Source organism: Pseudomonas sp. LG1D9 (assembly GCF_002949995.1).
In the GTDB taxonomy this organism is placed as follows: Bacteria; Pseudomonadota; Gammaproteobacteria; order Pseudomonadales; family Pseudomonadaceae; genus Aquipseudomonas; species Aquipseudomonas proteolytica.
In genome coordinates this window covers 4019430-4038472 of sequence record NZ_CP026881.1, presented here as the reverse complement: position 1 = coordinate 4038472, position 19043 = coordinate 4019430, and the positions used below count along the sequence as shown (strand labels likewise).

Here is a 19043-nt window from a genome sequence, read left to right as displayed (position 1 = left end):
TGCGTAGGGGTGAATTAACCCACGCGGCTATTTCTGGGTCCCCAGGTTAGCCTCACTCATATCCAGGTCCGCCAGCACTTCGCGCAGCACATCATCACCAATCTGGTGGTGACGGCTCAGGCTGTACAACTCCAAGCGCTGCGCGCGCAGGGCCTTGAGCCGCAACTTGCGCTCCAGTTGATCCATCTGCAGCGCCAGCGCCTGGGCTTCGGCCGAGTCATTGAACACCTCCAGTTGGTGACGGTACTCCGACATGATCCGCGCCTTGAGCTCCGTCGCCAATGCGGCCTGCGCCGCGTCCAGGGGCGCCACCTCGGCGGCCTCCTCTGCCTCCAGGGCATGAATCGCCGCCTCGGCGGTTTTCTTCCAGGCATCGCGCACCTCACCGCGACGCTTGTCATCCGGGCTTTTCTCAATCCCCCGTAGCAACAGCGGCAAGGCAATGCAGGCGGCCACCAACGACAGCAGGATCACCCCGGCGGCGATAAAGATCAGCAAGTCGCGCTCAGGAAACGCCTGGCCCGGTGCAAACAGCAACGGCACTGACATCACACCGGCCAGCGTCACCGCCCCGCGCACCCCACCGACGGTCAAAAGCCAGCAAGACCGCGCGGTTGGCACCAGGGTCAGCTCGCTTTTACCACGCAGGCGCCGCAGCAGGCCGGACAGGCGCCAGATACTCTGTACCCAGATAAACCGCAGCACCAGCAACACCAGGAAGATCGCGATCACGTCCAGAACGCGATAGAACAAGGTCGGCCACAGCGTAGCTTCGTGACTGGTCACCGCCTTGATGATGTCGGGCAATTGCAGGCCCAGCAGCAGGAAGATCAGCCCGTTGAAGGCAAACTCCAGCAGCGACCAGACACTGCGATTGAGCAACCGCGTACTGGTCTGGCGCGGCAGCAGGTCCAGCCAGCTTTGCATCATGCCCGCCGCCACCGCCGAGAGAATCCCCGACGCGCCCAGGCGTTCGGCCAGCACATAAGCGGCAAACGGCAGCAGCAACATAAACACCACATGGGTGGCCGGGTCATCCCAACCCCGGGCAATCATCCAGGCCCGCAGGCGCCCCACCAGCCAGCTCAACGCCACGCCGATGGCCAGGCCTCCGAGCGCCACCAGCACAAACGTCAGGCTGGCATCGGCCAGGGAAAACACCCCGGTCAACGCCGCCGCGAGGGCAAACTTGAACGTCACCAGGCCCGACGCATCGTTCATCAAGGCCTCGCCCTGGAGCATATGCATCAAGGGTGTGGGCAAGCGGTTCTGGGAAATCGCCGACACCGCCACTGCATCCGTCGGCGACAACACAGCCGCCAGGGCGAACGCCACAGGCAACGGAATGCTTGGCAACAACCAATGGATAAAGTAACCGGCGCCCACCACGGTAAACAGCACCAGCCCTACCGCCAATGTCAGGATGGGACCACGCAAGCGCCACAACTCACGCTTGGGCATGCGCCAGCCATCGGAGAACAGCAGCGGCGGCAGGAACAGAAATAGAAACAGCTCCGGGTCCAGCGCTACATGCAACCCCAGGGTCGGCCACGCCAGCAGGGCACCGGCGGCAATCTGCACCAACGGCAACGGCAAGGGGATGACACGCCCGACCAGACGCGAAACGCTGACCAGCATCAGCAGGATAAGAACGGTGTAGGCGGTTTGCATAAAGCGGGTTCCCGGACAATCGACGTACTACGACACATATCAGGCAGCAGCGCGCCTTTGAAGTGCCATATTAGCCACCTATGCTGCCGTCTGGCTTTTGCACATAAGTCGCACCCGATCACGTAAAGAGTGACGAGCGGCACCGAATCCCTTCGGTCATGGCATAATCCGCGATCCTACGTTTCCATCAGCCCAAAGGGGGCAGTTCCTTGACCGATTCAAGCAAAACATTGCACCTTTTCGGCATCAAAGCCTGCGACACCATGAAAAAGGCGCGTACCTGGCTCGATGAAAATGCCATCAGCTATACGTTTCATGACTACAAGACGGCCGGTATCGACCGCGAACACTTGACCCAATGGTGCAACGAGCACGGTTGGCAAGTGGTTTTGAACCGTGCAGGCACGACCTTTCGCAAACTCGAAGACGAACAGAAAGCCGATCTCGACCAGGCGAAAGCGATTGAACTGATGCTCGCACAACCCTCGATGATCAAGCGCCCGGTGCTCGATCTCGGTGACAGAACCCTGATTGGCTTCAAGCCAGATAGTTATTCGGCGGCCCTCAAGTAGGCCAGCCACTTCATTTTTGTAGAGGTAACAGCATGTCCAATTCCCTGTTCAGCCTGGGCTTCGGCGTCGGCACCCAGAACCGCCAAGGTGCTTGGCTGGAAGTGTTTTACGCCCAACCATTGCTCAACCCTTCGGCCGAGATCGTTGCCGCCATCGCGCCTATCCTCGGCTACACCGAAGGCAACCAGGCCATCACTTTCACCATTGCCCAAGCCTCGCAGCTGGTTGATGCCCTGAAAAATGTAGATGCCACCCAAGCCGCCCTGCTGACCCGCCTGGCCGAAAGCCACAAGCCGTTGGTCGCCACGCTGCTGGCCGAGGACGCGGCATTGACCTCCACCCCAGAGGCCTACCTCAAGCTGCATCTGCTGTCCCACCGCCTGGTCAAGCCCCATGGCCTGAGCCTGGCCGGTGTGTTCCCGCAACTGCCGAACGTGGCCTGGACCAGCCAGGGTGCGATCGACATCGGCGAGCTGGCCGAGCGCCAGTTGGAAGCACGCCTGCGTGGCGAGCTGCTGGAAGTGTTCTCGGTGGACAAGTTCCCGAAAATGACCGACTACGTGGTGCCGGCCGGCGTGCGTATCGCCGATGCTGCGCGTCTGCGCCTGGGTGCCTATGTGGGCGAAGGCACCACGGTGATGCATGAAGGCTTCATCAACTTCAACGCGGGCACCGAAGGCCCTGGCATGATCGAAGGTCGTGTATCGGCGGGTGTCTTCGTCGGCAAGGGTTCGGACCTGGGCGGCGGTTGCTCCACCATGGGTACCCTGTCGGGCGGCGGCAACATCGTGATCAAGGTGGGCGAAGGCTGCCTGATCGGCGCCAACGCCGGTATCGGTATCCCGTTGGGTGATCGCAACACCGTGGAATCGGGCCTGTACGTGACCGCTGGCACCAAAGTGGCACTGCTCGATGAGCAGAACCAACTGGTCAAGGTGGTCAAGGCCCGTGAACTGGCTGGCCAGCCGGACCTGCTGTTCCGCCGTAACTCCGAAACCGGTGCCGTGGAGTGCAAAACCCACAAGTCGGCGATCGAACTGAACGCAGCGCTGCACGCTCACAACTAAGCAGCGACTCGATGCCACCGGAACCGGCCGCGTTATTCAGCGCGGCCGGTTCATATGAGTCTTGAACCCCATGCTTGTGCCTTCGCCCTGGCGCGCCGATTTCCCGGCCATCGCTACCTTGCAACGGCAAGACCAGACCTATCTGGACAACGCCGCTACCACGCAAAAACCTCAAGCCCTGTTGGACGCCCTCAGCCATTACTACGCCAATGGCGCAGCCAATGTGCACCGTGCCCAGCATTTGCCGGGCGCCCATGCGACCCAGGCGTTCGAGGACAGTCGCAGCAAAGTGGCGCAATGGCTCAACGTCGGTGACCGCGGGCAAATCATCTTCACCCACGGCGCAACTTCAGCGCTGAACCTCCTGGCCTATGGCCTTGAGCACCTTTTCAACCCGGGCGATGAGATTGTCATCAGCGCCCTGGAACATCACGCCAACCTATTGCCCTGGCAGCAGTTGGCCAAACGCCGCGAGCTCACGCTTGTGGTGTTGCCCCTCGACGACGCCGGCTTGATCGACCTGCACGCCGCCGCCACGATGATCGGGCCACGCACCCGCCTGCTGGCGGTGAGCCAGTTATCCAACGTGCTGGGCGCCTGGCAGCCGTTGGCGCAGTTGCTGGCACTGGCCAAGGCCCACGACGCCTTGACCGTGGTGGATGGCGCACAGGGCATCGTCCACGGGCGCCATGACGTGCAGGCCCTGGGCTGCGACTTCTACGTATTTTCCAGCCACAAGCTCTACGGCCCGGACGGCGTCGGCGTGCTTTACGGCCGCACCGAAGGCCTGCATCTGCTGCGTCACTGGCAGTTTGGCGGCGAGATGGTGCAACAGGCGGACTACCACAGCGCCAGCTTTCGCCCGGCGCCCCTGGGTTTCGAAGCGGGCACCCCGCCGATTGCCAGCGTGATTGGCCTGGGGGCGACCCTGGACTACCTCAATTCCTTGGATCAAGCGGCGGTGCTCGCCCATGAAGCGGCGCTGCATGACTATCTATTGCGCGGCTTGCGGGCACGCAATGGCGTGCGCCTGCTGGGCTCGCCACACGTGGCCCTGGCCAGCTTCGTGGTAGACGGTATACACAGCGCCGACCTCGCCCACCTGCTGACCGAGCAAGGCATCGCGGTACGCGCCGGCCATCACTGTGCAATGCCCCTGCTCAAGAGCCTGCATTTATCCGGCGCAATCCGGGTTTCGTTGGCGCTGTACAACGACTCCGATGACCTGGAGCGCTTTTTTGAAGCGCTGGACCAGGCGCTGGACATGCTGCGATGAGCCTGCCAGCGGATGCGCTGGCCGCGCTGCAGGCCTTTCAGGCTGTCGGCAGCTGGGAGCAACGCGCCCGCCTGCTGATGCAATGGGGCGAGCGGCTGCCGGCGTTGGTGCCTGAGGACAAGATCGACGCCAACCTGGTACAGGGCTGTGAAAGCCTGGTGTGGCTGGTGGGGCGCTTGCACGAGGGCCACTGGCAGTTTGCCGCCAGCAGCGACGCGCGCTTGATTCGCGGGTTGGTGGCGTTGTTGCTGGCGCGGGTCAATGGCCTATCGGCGCACGCGTTACAGGCGGTCGACCTGCCTGACTGGTTCAACCAGCTGGGCCTCTCCCGCCAGCTGTCGCCGTCGCGCAGCAATGGCCTGAACGCAGTCCTGCAGCGCATGCGCGACTTGAGCCATACGCAAAACTAACTGTAGGAGCGGGCTTGCCCGCGATAGCAGTGGATCAGTGCCAGATGTCTTGCCTGGCACACCGCCATCGCGGGCAAGCCCCACATTTTGTTTATGCCCAGCAGCGAGATTCAGGTGGGCTTGACCCGTTCGGACGGCCTGCGCACTCCGGCCACGATCTTATCCACGGCCTTGGTCGCCGCCACCATGCCAAAGGTCGCCGTCACCATCATCACCGCGCCAAACCCACCCGCGCAGTCCAGCTTCACGCCATCCCCCACAAAACTCTTCTGCAAGCAGATGCTGCCATCGGGCTTGGGATAACGCAGCTGTTCGGTGGAGAACACGCAAGGCACGCTGTAGTGCCGGGTCACGGTGCGTGAAAAGCCGTAGTCACGACGCAAGGTGGAACGCACTTTCGAGGCCAGTGGGTCGTTGAAGGTGCGGTTCAGGTCGCACACTTGGATCAGCGTCGGGTCAATCTGCCCGCCGGCGCCGCCGGTGGTGATGATCTGGATCTTGCGCCGCTTGCACCAGGCGATCAGCGCCGCCTTGGCGTTGACCGCATCGATGCAGTCAATCACACAGTCAATGTCAGGCGTGATGTACTCGGCCATGGTGTCGCGGGTCACGAAGTCCGCCACCGCATGCACGGTGCAATCGGGGTTGATCGCACGCAGGCGCTCGGCCATCACTTCGACCTTGGGCTTGCCTACCGTGCTGTCCAGGGCGTGCAACTGACGGTTGCTGTTGCTGACGCACACGTCGTCCAGGTCAAACAGCGAAATCTCGCCCACCCCGCAGCGGGCCATGGCTTCCGCCGCCCACGAGCCGACACCGCCCACGCCGACGATGGCCACATGGGCCGCTTTCATACGCTCCAGGCCTTCAATGCCATACAAACGGGCGACGCCGGCAAACCGTGGATCTTCTGTGCTCATGACCATTACCCCAAAAACCGGCGCGCATTATGGACTACGCGGCGACAAGTTCGAAGCTTCCAGCTACAAGTAAAGAACTCCGCAGAGGTTTCGCTGACTAAACTCCGGTTTTTCCCAGCTTGCTGTACGCTCATGGAAGGGCCAGTGTAGGATGCGCGCCGTTCGGCGCAGGCCAACACCTCTTTTCGTTCCGCACCCTTTGGAACCCGAAATAGCTATGTCATCGCGTAAATTTGGACTCAACCTGGTGGTAGTGCTGGCGATTGCCGCGCTGTTCACCGGTTTCTGGGCGCTGATCAACCGCCCGGTCACTACTCCCAACTGGCCACAGCAGATCTCCGGGTTTTCGTACTCGCCGTTCCAGCAAGGCCAGTACCCGCAGAAAGACCAGTACCCGACCGACGAACAGATGCGTCAGGACCTTGCGATCATGAGCAAGCTGACGGACAACATCCGTACCTATTCGGTCGACGGCACCCTGGGGGACATCCCCAAGCTGGCGGAAGAATTCGGCCTGCGCGTGACCCTGGGGATCTGGATCAGCCCGGACCTGGAGCGCAACGAGCGTGAGATCCAGCGTGCCATCGAGATCGCCAACACCTCGCGCAGCGTGGTACGTGTGGTGGTCGGCAACGAGGCGATCTTCCGCAAGGAAATCACCGCCGACGAGCTGATTGTGCTGCTGGACCGGGTGCGCGCCGCTGTCAAAGTGCCAGTGACCACCTCAGAGCAGTGGCATATCTGGGAGCACAACCCGCAACTGGGCAAGCATGTCGACCTGATCGCCGCGCACGTCCTGCCGTATTGGGAACATATTCCCATGGCCCAGGCCGGGCAATTCGTCCTCGACCGCGCCAAGGATCTGAAGAAGACCTTCCCGAAAAAGCCGCTGCTGCTGTCGGAAGTCGGCTGGCCGAGCAATGGCCGCATGCGCGGTGGCGCGGACGCGTCGCCTGCCGACCAGGCCATTTACCTGCGTACCCTGGTCAACAAACTGAACCGCCAGGGCTACAACTACTTCGTGATCGAAGCCTTCGACCAACCTTGGAAGGCCAGTGACGAAGGCTCGGTGGGCGCCTATTGGGGTGTGTTCAACGCCGCGCGCCAGCAGAAATTCAATTTTGAAGGCCCGGTGGTAGCGATTCCGCAATGGCGGGTGCTGGCCATCGGCTCGGTGGTGCTGGCGCTGCTGTCGCTGACCCTGCTGATGATCGACGGCTCGGCCCTGCGCCAGCGTGGCCGTACCTTCCTGACCTTTATCGCGTTCCTGTGTGGCTCGGTGCTGGTATGGATCGGCTACGACTACAGCCAGCAATACAGCACGTGGTTCAGCCTGACGGTGGGCTTCTTGCTGGCCCTCGGCGCGCTTGGGGTGTTTATTGTGCTGCTGACCGAGGCCCATGAGCTGGCGGAAGCGGTCTGGACCCACAAGCGCCGCCGCGAATTCCTACCGGTGGAAGGTGATTCGGACTACCGCCCGAAAGTGTCGATCCATGTGCCGTGCTACAACGAGCCACCGGAGATGGTCAAACAGACCCTCGACGCCCTGGCCGCCCTCGACTACCCGGACTACGAAGTCCTGATCATCGACAACAACACCAAGGACCCGGCCGTGTGGGAACCGGTGCGCGACTACTGTGAGACGCTGGGCCCGCGCTTCAAGTTCTTCCACGTCGCGCCCCTGGCCGGTTTCAAGGGCGGCGCGCTGAACTACTTGATCCCGCACACCGCCAAGGACGCCGAAGTGATCGCGGTGATCGACTCGGACTACTGCGTGTCGCCCAACTGGCTCAAACACATGGTGCCGCACTTCGCCGACCCGAAAATCGCCGTAGTGCAATCGCCCCAGGATTACCGCGACCAGAACGAAAGCACCTTCAAGAAGCTCTGCTACGCCGAATACAAAGGCTTCTTCCATATCGGCATGGTCACGCGCAACGACCGCGACGCCATCATCCAGCACGGCACCATGACCATGACTCGCCGCTCGGTGCTCGAAGAGCTGGGCTGGGCCGACTGGTGTATCTGTGAAGATGCGGAACTGGGCCTACGGGTGTTTGAGAAAGGTCTGTCGGCTGCCTACTACCACACCAGCTACGGCAAGGGCTTGATGCCCGATACCTTTATCGACTTCAAGAAGCAGCGCTTCCGCTGGGCCTACGGCGCGATCCAGATCATCAAGCGCCACACCGCCAGCCTGTTGCGTGGCAAGGACACGGAACTGACCCGTGGCCAGCGCTACCACTTCCTCGCGGGCTGGCTGCCGTGGGTGGCGGACGGCATGAATATCTTCTTCACCGTCGGTGCCTTGTTGTGGTCGGCGGCGATGATCATTGTGCCGACCCGGGTCGATCCGCCCCTGCTGATCTTCGCAATCCCGCCGTTGGCGCTATTCGTGTTCAAGGTCGGCAAGATCATCTTCCTCTACCGTCGCGCCGTGGGTGTGAACCTCAAGGATGCGTTCTGCGCGGCCCTGGCCGGGTTGGCGTTGTCCCATACCATCGCCAAGGCGGTGCTGTATGGTTTCTTCACCACCAGTATTCCGTTCTTTCGTACACCGAAAAACGCGGATAACCACGGCTTCTGGGTAGCGATTTCCGAGGCTCGGGAGGAGATGTTCATCATGTTGCTGCTGTGGGGCGCAGCGCTGGGGATTTACCTGGTGCAAGGCCTGCCGAGCAATGACATGCGCTTCTGGGTGGTGATGTTGCTGGTGCAATCGTTGCCGTATGTGGCGGCGTTGATCATGGCGTTCCTCTCGTCACTGCCTAAACCTGCAGCGGTGGTGGAGCCCGCCCCAGCGGCGTAAAAACTTGCGCAATCCACTAAACGGCGGCCTCTGGTCGCCGTTTTGCTATAAGATAACGGCCCTTTTGCAGAGCATGGCCCAGGCCATGCTTTATGGGGGAGCGGGCTTGCCCGCGATAGCGGTCTGTCAGTAACCGATGCACTGACTGATCCGCCGCAATCGCGGGCAAGCCCGCTCCCACATTGGAATCGCGCTGCTGTTGCACATTCGTCCTGCGCCCATAACACGCTTTCGGAGCTTCCCCATGACGGCCCACGCCGACCTTTCGCCGACCCTCCAACTCGCTATCGACCTGATCCGTCGCCCGTCGGTAACGCCTGTCGACGCTGACTGCCAGAAGCTGATGATGCAACGCCTGGGCGACGCCGGCTTTGCGCTTGAGCCGATGCGTATCGAAGATGTGGATAACTTCTGGGCCACCCACGGCAAGCATGAAGGTCCGGTACTGTGCTTCGCCGGCCACACCGACGTGGTCCCGACCGGCCCGGTGCAGGCCTGGCAGAATGATCCGTTCGACGCGCTGATCGACGAACACGGCATGTTGTGCGGGCGTGGCGCAGCCGACATGAAAGGCAGCCTGGCCGCCATGCTGGTAGCGTCCGAACGCTTTGTGAAGGACTACCCGGACCACAAGGGTTCGGTAGCCTTCCTGATCACCAGCGACGAAGAAGGCCCGGCACACCACGGCACCAAAGCGGTGATCGAGCGCCTGGCGGCGCGCAAGGAGCGCCTGGACTGGTGCATCGTTGGCGAGCCGTCGAGCACCACCCTGGTGGGCGACGTGGTCAAGAATGGCCGTCGTGGCTCCCTCGGCGCGACCTTGACCGTGCGCGGTGTGCAAGGCCACGTGGCCTACCCGCACCTGGCTAAGAACCCGATCCACCTGGCCGCCCCGGCGCTGGCGGAACTAGCCGCCGAGCATTGGGATGACGGCAACACCTTCTTCCCGCCGACCAGCTTCCAGATTTCCAACCTCAACTCCGGCACCGGCGCCACCAACGTGATCCCCGGCGACCTGACGGCGGTGTTCAACTTCCGGTTCTCCACCGAGTCCACCGTCGAAGGCCTGCAGCAGCGGGTCGCGGCGATTCTCGACAAACATGGCCTGGACTGGCATGTGGAATGGGCGCTGTCGGGCCTGCCGTTCCTCACCGAACCCGGCGCACTGCTCGATGCGGTGTCTGCCAGCATCAAGGCCATCACCGGGCGCGAGACCAAGGCGTCCACCAGCGGTGGCACGTCCGACGGGCGCTTTATCGCGACCCTCGGTACCCAAGTGGTGGAACTGGGCCCGGTCAACGCGACAATCCATCAGGTCAACGAACGCATCCTGGCCAGCGACCTCGATGTGCTGACCGAAATCTACTACCAGACCCTGATCAAGTTGCTCGCCTGATGCTCGCCTGCCCCATTTGCAGTGCGCCACTCAATGAGGTGGACAATGGCGTGGTGTGCCCCGCCGGACACCGTTTCGACCGGGCCCGCCAGGGTTATCTGAACCTGTTGCCGGTGCAGCACAAGAACAGCCGCGACCCGGGCGATAACCTGGCGATGGTGGAGGCGCGCCGCGACTTCCTCAATGCCGGGCACTACGCGCCGGTGGCCAGGCGCCTGGCGGCACTGGCAGCGGAACGCAAACCCCAGCGCTGGCTGGATATCGGCTGCGGCGAAGGTTATTACACCGCACAAATCGCCGATGCCCTGCTGCGCGCCGATGGTTATGCCCTGGATATCTCCAAGGAAGCGGTCAAGCGCGCGTGCAAGCGCAACCCGACGCTGACTTGGCTGATCGCCAGCATGGCCCGCGTACCGTTGGCCGACGGCAGTTGCCAGTTCCTCGCCAGCGTGTTCAGCCCGCTGGACTGGCAGGAAGCCAAGCGCCTGCTCAGCCCTGGCGGCGGCCTGATGAAGGTCGGCCCGACCCGCGGCCACCTGATGGAGCTGCGCGAGCGTTTGTACGACGAAGTGCGTGAGTACACCGACGACAAGCACTTGGCCCTGGTGCCGGACGGCATGAGCCTGCAACACAGCGAAGTCCTGGAGTTCCAGCTCAGCCTGGCCGAGCCCAAGGACCGTGCCAACCTGCTGGCGATGACGCCCCACGGCTGGCGCGCCAGTGCCGAGCGGCGCGCCCAGGTGATCGAACAGGCCGAACCGCTGCTGGTCACCGTGTCGATGCGCTACGACTATTTCGTGCTTCAATAACCGACTTTTCCGGGCATTTGCGCCCACCCTGAATCCGCGAATGGATTTTCGAATCCCGCAACGAGGAACATCCATGCGCCAACCCGATATCGAGATTTACCTCAAGGACGCCGACGTCGACCACAAGGCTATCGCTGCCTGGCTCGGCGCCGCCCTGGGGCCATGTACCGACTGGGTACAAAAGGGCCAGACCTACAAGTGCAAGGCCGGCAACGTACCCGTGACCTGGCTGCCCAAGGCCGTGGGCAAATGGAACAGCCTGTACCTGGAAAGCGACCAGACCCCGTGGGAAGACGACATCGCCTGCGCCCGCGCCGCCTTTGCCGCGCTGAACGTTGAAGTGCGCTGCGCGCCGGGGACGTGGGTTGAAGAGGAAGGTGAAGAAAGCGCCGACACCTGGATTCGGATCAGCACCGACGGTGAAGAACAGATCACCTGGAAAACCGCCTGATCCAGCCCGGTCAGTGTGGGAGCTGACTTGTGTGGGAGCTGGCCAGCTCCCACACAAGCCAGCTCCCCCATGCAACAACCCGCGTTACAGGCCCACCACATCCTCCGCCTGCAAGCCCTTCTCGCCGGTCACCACGGCGTATTCCACCTGCTGGCCCTCGGCCAGGGAGCGGTGGCCTTCACCGCGGATGGCGCGGTAGTGCACAAACACATCCTTGCCGTCTTCCCGCTGGATAAAGCCATAGCCCTTGGCGTCGTTGAACCACTTCACATTGCCGGTTTCGCGCGTTGTCATCTATTTGCTCCCACTGGTTTTTATTGTTGAGTCAGTCGCATTGAACTGCCGAGTATAAGACAGGCTCAAAAACGATCAACTCAACTTTACTTCGCCGCTTTTTTGCCGATTTTCGGCGAATACGGCACACTACCCGCCCGAGCGCCTGCTCGGTTTTTTCCACTCAAAGCAGCACACCTATGACCCGCTCCCCGTTCCGCCGTCTGGTATTTGGCACCTTGCGCCGACTGTTGTACCTCTGGGTTCGCTCGGAGACGATCAACCAGTCGTCCCTCACCCTTAACCTGGACCGCAGCCGGCCGGTGTTCTACGTCCTGCAATCGCCCTCCCTGACCGAACTGGCCGTGGTGGATGCCGAGTGCACCAAGGCTGGCTTGCCGCGCCCGGTGCTGCCGGTGTCGGTCGGCCCGTTGATGGAGCCGGCGGCGTTTTTCTACCTCACGCCCGACCCGGACTGGCTCGGCCGCCAGGACAAGCGCGGCGCGCCGCCGACCTTGACGCGCCTGGTCAATACCCTGACCGAGCACGCCGAAGAAAACGCCCAGATCATCCCGGTCAGCGTGTTCTGGGGCCAGTCACCGGCCAGCGAGTCGAGCCCCTGGAAACTGCTGTTCGCCGACAGCTGGGCCGTCACCGGGCGCCTGCGCCGGCTGCTGAGCATCCTGATCCTGGGGCGCAAGACCCGTGTGCAATTCTCTGCGCCAATCAACCTGCGTGAATTGATCGAGCACAATAAAGGTCACGAACGTACGGTGCGCATGGCCCAAAGGATCCTGCGGGTACACTTTCGCAACCTGAAGACGGCGGTGATCGGCCCCGACCTGTCCCACCGGCGCAACCTGGTCAAGGGCCTGGTGAACATGCCGCTGGTACGCCAGGCGATCCTCGACGAAGCCGAGCGCGAGAACATCACGGCCGAAAAAGCCAAGGCCCAGGCCCTGCGCTATGGCAATGAGATCGCCTCGGACTACACCTACACCGCCATCCGCTTCCTGGAAGTGGTGCTGAGCTGGTTCTGGAACAAGATCTACGACGGGATCAAGGTCAACAATATCGAAGGTGTGCAAAAGGTCGCCCAGGGCTACGAAGTGATCTACGTGCCCTGCCACCGCAGCCATATCGACTACCTGCTGCTGTCGTACCTGCTCTTCAAGAATGGCCTGACCCCGCCGCACATCGCCGCCGGGATCAACCTCAATATGCCGGTGATCGGCAGCCTGCTACGCCGTGGCGGGGCGTTTTTCATGCGCCGCACGTTCAAGGGCAACCCGCTGTACACCTCGGTGTTCAACGAATACCTGCACACCCTGTTCACCAAGGGTTTCCCGGTGGAGTACTTCGTCGAGGGCGGCCGCTCGCGCACCGGGCGCATGCTGCAACCCAAGACCGGGATGCTGGCGATCACCCTGCGCAGTTTCCTGCGCTCTTCGCGCATGCCCATCGTGTTTGTGCCGGTGTATATCGGCTACGAACGGGTGCTGGAAGGCCGCACCTACCTGGGCGAGCTGCGCGGCGCGACGAAAAAGAAAGAGTCGATCTTCGATATCTTCAAGGTCATTGGCGCCTTGAAACAGCGTTTTGGCCAGGTGGCGGTCAACTTCGGCGAGCCGATCAAGCTGGCTGAGTTCCTCGACCAGGAGCAACCGGACTGGCGCGCCCAGGACCTGGGGCCGAACTACAAACCGGCCTGGCTCAATGAAACCACCAACCGCCTCGGCGAGCGTGTGGCCCAGCACCTCAACGAGGCCGCTGCGATCAACCCGGTTAACCTGGTGGCGCTGGCGCTGCTTTCAACCAGCCGCCTGGCCCTGGACGACCAGGCCATGGCACGGGTGCTGGACCTGTACCTGGCGCTGCTGCGCCGGGTGCCCTACTCGCCCCATACCACGCTGCCCGAGGGCGACGGCCAGGCGCTGATCAAGCACGTCAAGGATATGAACCTGCTGTCGGAACAGAGCGATGCCCTGGGCAAGATCCTGTATCTGGACGAGCAAAACGCCGTCCTGATGACCTATTACCGCAACAACGTGCTGCATATCTTCGCCCTGCCGGCGCTGCTCGCCAGTTTCTTCCAGAGCAGCTCGCGCATGAGCCGCGAACAGATCCTGCGCTACACCCGCGCGCTCTACCCGTACCTGCAATCGGAGTTGTTTATCCGCTGGTCCCTGGACGAGCTGGACGCGGTGGTCGACCAGTGGCTCGAAGCCCTGGTGGAACAAGGCCTGCTGCGCTTTGAAAACAACATCTACCTGCGCCCGGCGCCCAGCTCGCGCAACTTTGTGCTGCTGACCCTGTTGTCCAAGAGCATTGCCCAGACCCTGCAACGCTTCTATATGGCCATTTCCCTGCTGCTCAACAGCGGCCAGAACAGTATCAGCGCCGAAGAACTGGAAGACTTGTGCACGGTCATGGCCCAGCGCTTGTCGATCCTGCATGGCCTGAATGCCCCGGAGTTCTTCGACAAGAGCCTTTTCCGACATTTTATTCAGACATTGCTCGAGCAAGATGTGCTGCGCCGCGATGAAGCCGGCAAGTTGAGTTACCACGACCTGCTCGGCGAGTTGGCCGAAGGCGCAGCCAAACGGGTATTGCCCGCGGAGATTCGCCTGTCGATCCGCCAGGTGGCGTTGCACCGCAACGACGAAGCGCCAGCCCCAGACACCGAACCGGGCGAAACCCGCTAGATTTACCAAGGCGCCAGGGTGTTTCTGGCGCCGTTGACAAGGAGCTGCACCATGAAAAAGATTATTCTCCTGGGCCTGACCGCCCTGCTGGGAGCCTGCCACTCGATGAATCCTGCCCCTAAGGCCAGCCTTGATGGCGAAGTGTTCTACCTGCAACGCATCGCCCTGCCGCCTACCGCTACCTTGAGCGTCAGCCTGCAGGACGTGTCCCTGGCCGATGCGCCCGCCGTCACCCTGGCCGAGCAAAAAGGCCCGGTCAATGGCAAGCAGGTACCGCTGCCCTTCCACCTGAGCTACGACCCGGCACAGGTCAAGCCTGGCCACAGCTATTCGGTCAGCGCTCGCATCGAGCTGGATGGCAAGCTAATGTTTATCACCACCGAACGCCATTCGGTGCAGTTGAACGGCCAGGATCCCCAGCCGCTTCGCCTGCGCGTTGACGCCGTTGCCCACTGATCCAGTCGATTAAAAGGAAGCGCCCATGCTCCGTAACTCTCTTCGCCTCAGCGCCCTGTGCGCCGGCCTGCTGCTCGGTGCCAACGCCATGGCCCTGTCCCTTGGTGACCTGTCCCAGGGCGACGCCACGGGTGGCCTCAAGGACGCACTGACCCAAGGCGCGCAGATTGCCGTCAAACAACTGGGGACTCCCGGTGGTTTCAGCAACAACCCCGAGGTCAAGATCGGCTTGCCAGGCAAGCTGGAAAAAGCCGCCGGCGCCCTGAAAATGCTCGGCATGGGCGATCAAATCACCCAACTTGAAGACAGCATGAACAAAGCTGCCGAATCCGCCGTGACCCAGGCCCAGCCGATTCTGGTGAATGCCGTGAAAAACATGAGCGTGACCGATGCCAAGGGCATTCTCAGCGGCGGCCAGGATTCGGCAACCCAGTATCTGGACAAAAGCAGCCGCGAGCAGATCCGCGCCAAGTTCCTGCCGATCGTCAAGCAATCCACGGACAAGGTCGGTGTCGCCCAGCAGTACAACGCGCTCGCCAAGAAGGCCCCGATGGGCTTGCTCGGTGGCAAGGCCGACAGCGTCGAAAACTATGTGACGGAACAAGCGCTGGACGGTTTGTTCAAGATGATTGCCCAGCAGGAAGAAAGCATTCGCCAGAACCCGGCAGCCGCCGCGACCAGCCTGGCGAAGAAAGTCTTCGGCGCCCTCTAGGGCACCTCGTTCACCCCGCTGTACAACAAAAAACGCCCCGAATAATCGGGGCGTTTTTGTTACTGGGCCGCCTCTGGACAGGCCTGAAACTCAGGCCCCTTCCCTTCAGTGACCGTAGGTTATTTTCCCTTCGAACTTCATGGTGTTACCGCAAGGCTTGGCGTGGCATGGGTCGGGTTTGGCATGGCATGGCTCAGGCTTGGCCGGGCATGGCGGTTTCGACGCGGGTTGGCCATTGGCCCCGGACATCAGCGATTTGAGTCCAAGCATCGACAAAGGTCCCAGATACATCCGGATCGGCATAAACATAGATCAGTCCTCATGGCTCAATGAAGCCTTTCCGGCAAACAACCGTTGCACGGAGAAGGCACCTGCATCCCAGGTTTGCCCTGAGTGGCAGGTGCGCCAGAAACAGTTCCCGCACCTTGTAGCCGATTGACCCTGACTTAAGCCGACTTCGGCTTGACCCGGAACCACGCCGCATACAGTGCCGGCAAAAACAGCAGGGTCAACGCCGTCGCCACAATCAGCCCACCCATGATCGCCACCGCCATCGGCCCGAAGAACACGCTACGCGACAACGGGATCATCGCCAGCACCGCCGCCAGCGCCGTCAACACAATCGGCCGGAAACGCCGCACGGTGGCCTCGATAATTGCCTGCCACGGATCCAGGCCGGCCTTGATGTCCTGTTCGATCTGATCCACCAGGATCACCGAGTTGCGCATGATCATCCCGGACAGCGCGATAGTCCCCAGCATGGCCACAAAACCGAACGGCTGGCGGAATACCAGCAGGAACAGCGTCACACCGATCAGCCCCAGCGGCGCAGTCAGGAACACCATGGCCGTGCGCGAAAAGCTGCGCAGTTGCAGCATCAGCAAGGTCAGCACGACCACAATGAACAGCGGCACACCGGCCTTCACCGAATTCTGCCCACGGGCGGAATCCTCGACGGTGCCGCCTACGTCCAACAGATAACCGTCCGGCAGTTCGGAGCGCACGTCGGCCAGGGTCGGCAGGATCTGCTGGACCAGGGTCGCGGGTTGCTCCTTGCCGTAGATATCCGCGCGCACCGTCACCGTCGGCAGGCGATTGCGGTGCCAGATGATGCCCTCCTCGAAGCCATACTCCAGGGTGGCGATCTGCGACAGCGCCACACTGGTACCGTTGTCGGTCGGTACTGCCAGGCTCGGCAACAGCGACAACTCGGTGCGCTCGTGCACGGTGCCGCGCAGGAGGATCTCGATCAACTCGTTGTCCTCCCGGTATTGGCTGACGCTGGAACCGGTCAGGGAACTCTGGAGGAATTTCGACAGGTTGGCGGTGCTCACGCCCAAGGCGCGGGCGCGATCCTGGTCGACATTGAGGTAGACGATCTTGCTCGGCTCTTCCCAATCCAGGTGCACGTTGACCACGTGGGTATTCTCACGCACCTTGGCCGCGACCTTGCGCGCCAGGGCCCGCACTTCTTCGATGTGCTCGCCGGTCACACGAAACTGCACCGGATAACCAACCGGTGGGCCGTTCTCCAGGCGCGTGACCCGCGAGCGCAGGTCGGGGAATTGCTCGTTAAGGGTTTCGATCAACCAGGTGCGCAGGCTTTCGCGCTCCTCGATGGTCTTGGCCAACACCACGAACTGGGCAAAGCTGGCCGCCGGCAGTTGCTGGTCCAACGGCAGGTAGAAGCGCGGTGACCCGGTGCCGACATAGGCCACGTAATTGTCGATCCCTGCGTGTTCCTTGAGCAAACCTTCGAGGCGCTTGACCTGATCGGCGGTGTTGCTCAGGGAAGCACCTTCCGCCAGTTTCAGGTCGACCATCAGCTCCAGGCGCCCGGACGCCGGGAAGAACTGTTGCGGGACAAAGCGGAACAGTGCCACCGAGCCGATAAACAGCAGCACCGTCAGCACGATCACGGTTTTGCGGCGGCGCACGCACCATTCCACCCAGCGTCGTACACGCTGATAGAACGGCGTGCCGTAGGGATCCGGGCCATCGGTGCCGTGCTTGGCGGCATGAATCTTCGCCAGATCCGGCAGGAGTTTCTCCCCCAGATAGGGCACAAACACCACGGCAGCCACCCACGAGGCCAGCAGCGCAATGGTCACTACCTGGAAGATCGACCGGGTGTACTCGCCGGTGCTCGATTGCGCGGTGGCTATCGGCAGGAAGCCGGCCGCAGTGATCAACGTACCGGTCAGCATCGGAAACGCCGTACTGGTCCAGGCGAAACTGGCGGCTTTGAGGCGGTCGTAGCCCTGCTCCATTTTGATCGCCATCATTTCCACGGCAATGATCGCGTCGTCCACCAACAAGCCCAGGGCCAGGACCAAGGCGCCCAAGGAAATCTTGTGCAGGCCGATCCCCAGGTAATACATGCAGGCAAAGGTCATCGCCAACACCAGCGGAATCGCCAGTGCCACCACCATGCCGGTGCGCACGCCAAGGGAGAAGAAGCTCACCAGCAACACAATCGCCAACGCTTCGGCCAGCACCTGGACGAATTCGCCCACGCTGGTCTTCACTGCCGCTGGTTGATCCGACACCTTGCGCAGTTCCATGCCGGCCGGAAGGTTCTTCTGCAGGCGTGCGAACTCACCTTCCAGAGCCTTGCCCAGCACCAGGATGTCACCGCCATCGCGCATGGCCACGGCCAGGCCGATGGCGTCGTCCCCCATATAACGCATACGCGGCGCAGGAGGGTCGTTGAAGCCACGGTGAATCTCGGCCACATCGCCGATGCGGAAGGTGCGATCACCCACGCGGATCGGGAAATTACGGATTTCTTCGACCGTCTTGAAGTTACCCGACACCCGCAGTTGCACACGCTCGCTCGGGGTTTCAAAGAAGCCGGCAGTAGACACCGCGTTCTGCTCCTGCAGCGCCTGCTGCACTGCCGCCAGGGGCAGCCCGAGGGTGGCGAGCTTGAGGTTGGACAACTCGATCCAGATCTTCTCGTCCTGCAATCCCAGCAGCTCGACCTTGCCCACATCCGGTACCCGTTGCAGCTGGATCTGGATGCGGTCGGCGTAGTCCTTGAGCACCGCGTAGTCAAAACCCTCGCCGGTCAGGGCGTAGATATTGCCAAAGGTGGTGCCGAATTCATCGTTGAAGAACGGGCCCTGGATATCCGGTGGCAGGGTCTGGCGGATATCGCTGATCTTCTTGCGTACCTGGTACCAGAGGTCGGGAATCTGCGCCGAGTGCATCGAGTCCCGGGCGATAAACGTGACCTGGGATTCGCCGGGGCGGGAGAACGAGACAATGCGCTCGTACTCGCCGGTCTCCATCAGTTTCTTTTCAATACGCTCGGTGACCTGACGCGAGACTTCCTGGGCCGTGGCGCCTGGCCAGTTGGTCTTGATCACCATGGCTTTGAAGGTGAACGGCGGGTCTTCGCTTTGCCCTAGCTTGGTGTAGGACAACGTACCGACAACCGCCAGCAACAACATCAGGAACAGCACGATCTGGCGATTACGCAACGCCCATTCGGAAAGATTGAAACCCATCGGG

General features: G+C 61.9%; 15 protein-coding genes. 11 read left to right on the top strand and 4 right to left on the bottom strand.

Annotation, left to right across the window (positions count from 1 at the left end; translation table 11 throughout):
- Positions 1–27 precede the first annotated feature (27 nt).
- Complete coding sequence (locus C5F71_RS18870) at positions 28–1671, bottom strand: Na+/H+ antiporter (RefSeq protein WP_092233993.1); 1644 nt, start codon at positions 1669–1671, stop codon at positions 28–30.
- Between the two features lie 263 nt (positions 1672–1934).
- On the opposite strand from C5F71_RS18870, the gene C5F71_RS18865 reads away from it, so the two are divergent.
- From C5F71_RS18865 to C5F71_RS18850, 4 genes are all read left to right on the top strand, one after another.
- Positions 1935–2243, top strand: a complete 309-nt coding sequence (locus C5F71_RS18865; RefSeq protein WP_240160304.1) for an arsenate reductase — start codon at positions 1935–1937, stop codon at positions 2241–2243.
- 32 nt (positions 2244–2275) lie between these two features.
- Positions 2276–3310, top strand: a complete 1035-nt coding sequence (gene dapD, locus C5F71_RS18860) for a 2,3,4,5-tetrahydropyridine-2,6-dicarboxylate N-succinyltransferase (protein WP_029300118.1) — start codon at positions 2276–2278, stop codon at positions 3308–3310.
- Positions 3311–3380: 70 nt separating this feature from the next.
- Positions 3381–4586 (top strand): aminotransferase class V-fold PLP-dependent enzyme, encoded by a 1206-nt coding sequence (locus tag C5F71_RS18855; protein ID WP_104911716.1) that lies wholly within the window; start codon positions 3381–3383, stop codon positions 4584–4586.
- Positions 4583–4996, top strand: coding sequence for a SufE family protein (locus C5F71_RS18850; RefSeq protein ID WP_092233981.1), 414 nt, complete (start codon positions 4583–4585; stop codon positions 4994–4996). The genes C5F71_RS18855 and C5F71_RS18850 overlap by 4 nt, the downstream gene beginning before the upstream one ends.
- Before the next feature lie 110 nt (positions 4997–5106).
- Here the strand turns inward: C5F71_RS18850 and tcdA are convergent, their stop codons facing one another.
- Complete coding sequence (tcdA, locus tag C5F71_RS18845; protein ID WP_371923351.1) at positions 5107–5916, bottom strand: tRNA cyclic N6-threonylcarbamoyladenosine(37) synthase TcdA; 810 nt, start codon at positions 5914–5916, stop codon at positions 5107–5109.
- 217 nt (positions 5917–6133) lie between these two features.
- On the opposite strand from tcdA, the gene C5F71_RS18840 reads away from it, so the two are divergent.
- The 4 genes from C5F71_RS18840 to C5F71_RS18825 all read left to right on the top strand — a co-directional run bounded on the left by C5F71_RS18840 (position 6134) and on the right by C5F71_RS18825 (position 11381).
- Entirely contained in the window at positions 6134–8725 is a 2592-nt protein-coding gene (locus C5F71_RS18840) for a glycosyltransferase (RefSeq protein WP_092233978.1), read from the top strand.
- A 244-nt stretch (positions 8726–8969) separates the two neighbouring features.
- Positions 8970–10121 carry a succinyl-diaminopimelate desuccinylase gene (gene dapE, locus C5F71_RS18835; protein ID WP_029300128.1) on the top strand — a complete coding sequence of 384 codons (1152 nt, stop codon included), beginning with the start codon at positions 8970–8972 and terminating at the stop codon, positions 10119–10121.
- On the top strand, positions 10121–10930 hold the full coding sequence (locus C5F71_RS18830; RefSeq protein ID WP_029300130.1) for a putative RNA methyltransferase: 810 nt from the start codon (positions 10121–10123) through the stop codon (positions 10928–10930). Before dapE ends, C5F71_RS18830 begins: the two co-directional genes overlap by 1 nt.
- A gap of 73 nt (positions 10931–11003) precedes the next feature.
- Complete coding sequence (locus tag C5F71_RS18825; RefSeq protein ID WP_029300131.1) at positions 11004–11381, top strand: hypothetical protein; 378 nt, start codon at positions 11004–11006, stop codon at positions 11379–11381.
- 84 nt (positions 11382–11465) lie between these two features.
- On the opposite strand, the gene C5F71_RS18820 is transcribed toward C5F71_RS18825, so the two are convergent.
- Positions 11466–11675 (bottom strand): cold-shock protein, encoded by a 210-nt coding sequence (locus C5F71_RS18820; protein WP_003189131.1) that lies wholly within the window; start codon positions 11673–11675, stop codon positions 11466–11468.
- Positions 11676–11854: 179 nt separating this feature from the next.
- Here C5F71_RS18820 and plsB point away from each other — a divergent pair, with 179 nt between their 5' ends.
- From plsB to C5F71_RS18805, 3 genes are read left to right on the top strand one after another with little or no spacing between them, the layout of a single operon-like run.
- Complete coding sequence (gene plsB / locus C5F71_RS18815) at positions 11855–14359, top strand: glycerol-3-phosphate 1-O-acyltransferase PlsB (RefSeq protein WP_104911714.1); 2505 nt, start codon at positions 11855–11857, stop codon at positions 14357–14359.
- A 51-nt stretch (positions 14360–14410) separates the two neighbouring features.
- On the top strand, positions 14411–14815 hold the full coding sequence (locus tag C5F71_RS18810; RefSeq protein ID WP_029300136.1) for a YbaY family lipoprotein: 405 nt from the start codon (positions 14411–14413) through the stop codon (positions 14813–14815).
- A 25-nt stretch (positions 14816–14840) separates the two neighbouring features.
- Positions 14841–15527, top strand: coding sequence for a DUF4197 domain-containing protein (locus tag C5F71_RS18805; protein ID WP_029300137.1), 687 nt, complete (start codon positions 14841–14843; stop codon positions 15525–15527).
- Positions 15528–15973: 446 nt separating this feature from the next.
- Here the strand turns inward: C5F71_RS18805 and C5F71_RS18800 are convergent, their stop codons facing one another.
- Entirely contained in the window at positions 15974–19039 is a 3066-nt protein-coding gene (locus tag C5F71_RS18800) for an efflux RND transporter permease subunit (protein ID WP_104911713.1), read from the bottom strand.
- Positions 19040–19043 lie beyond the last annotated feature (4 nt).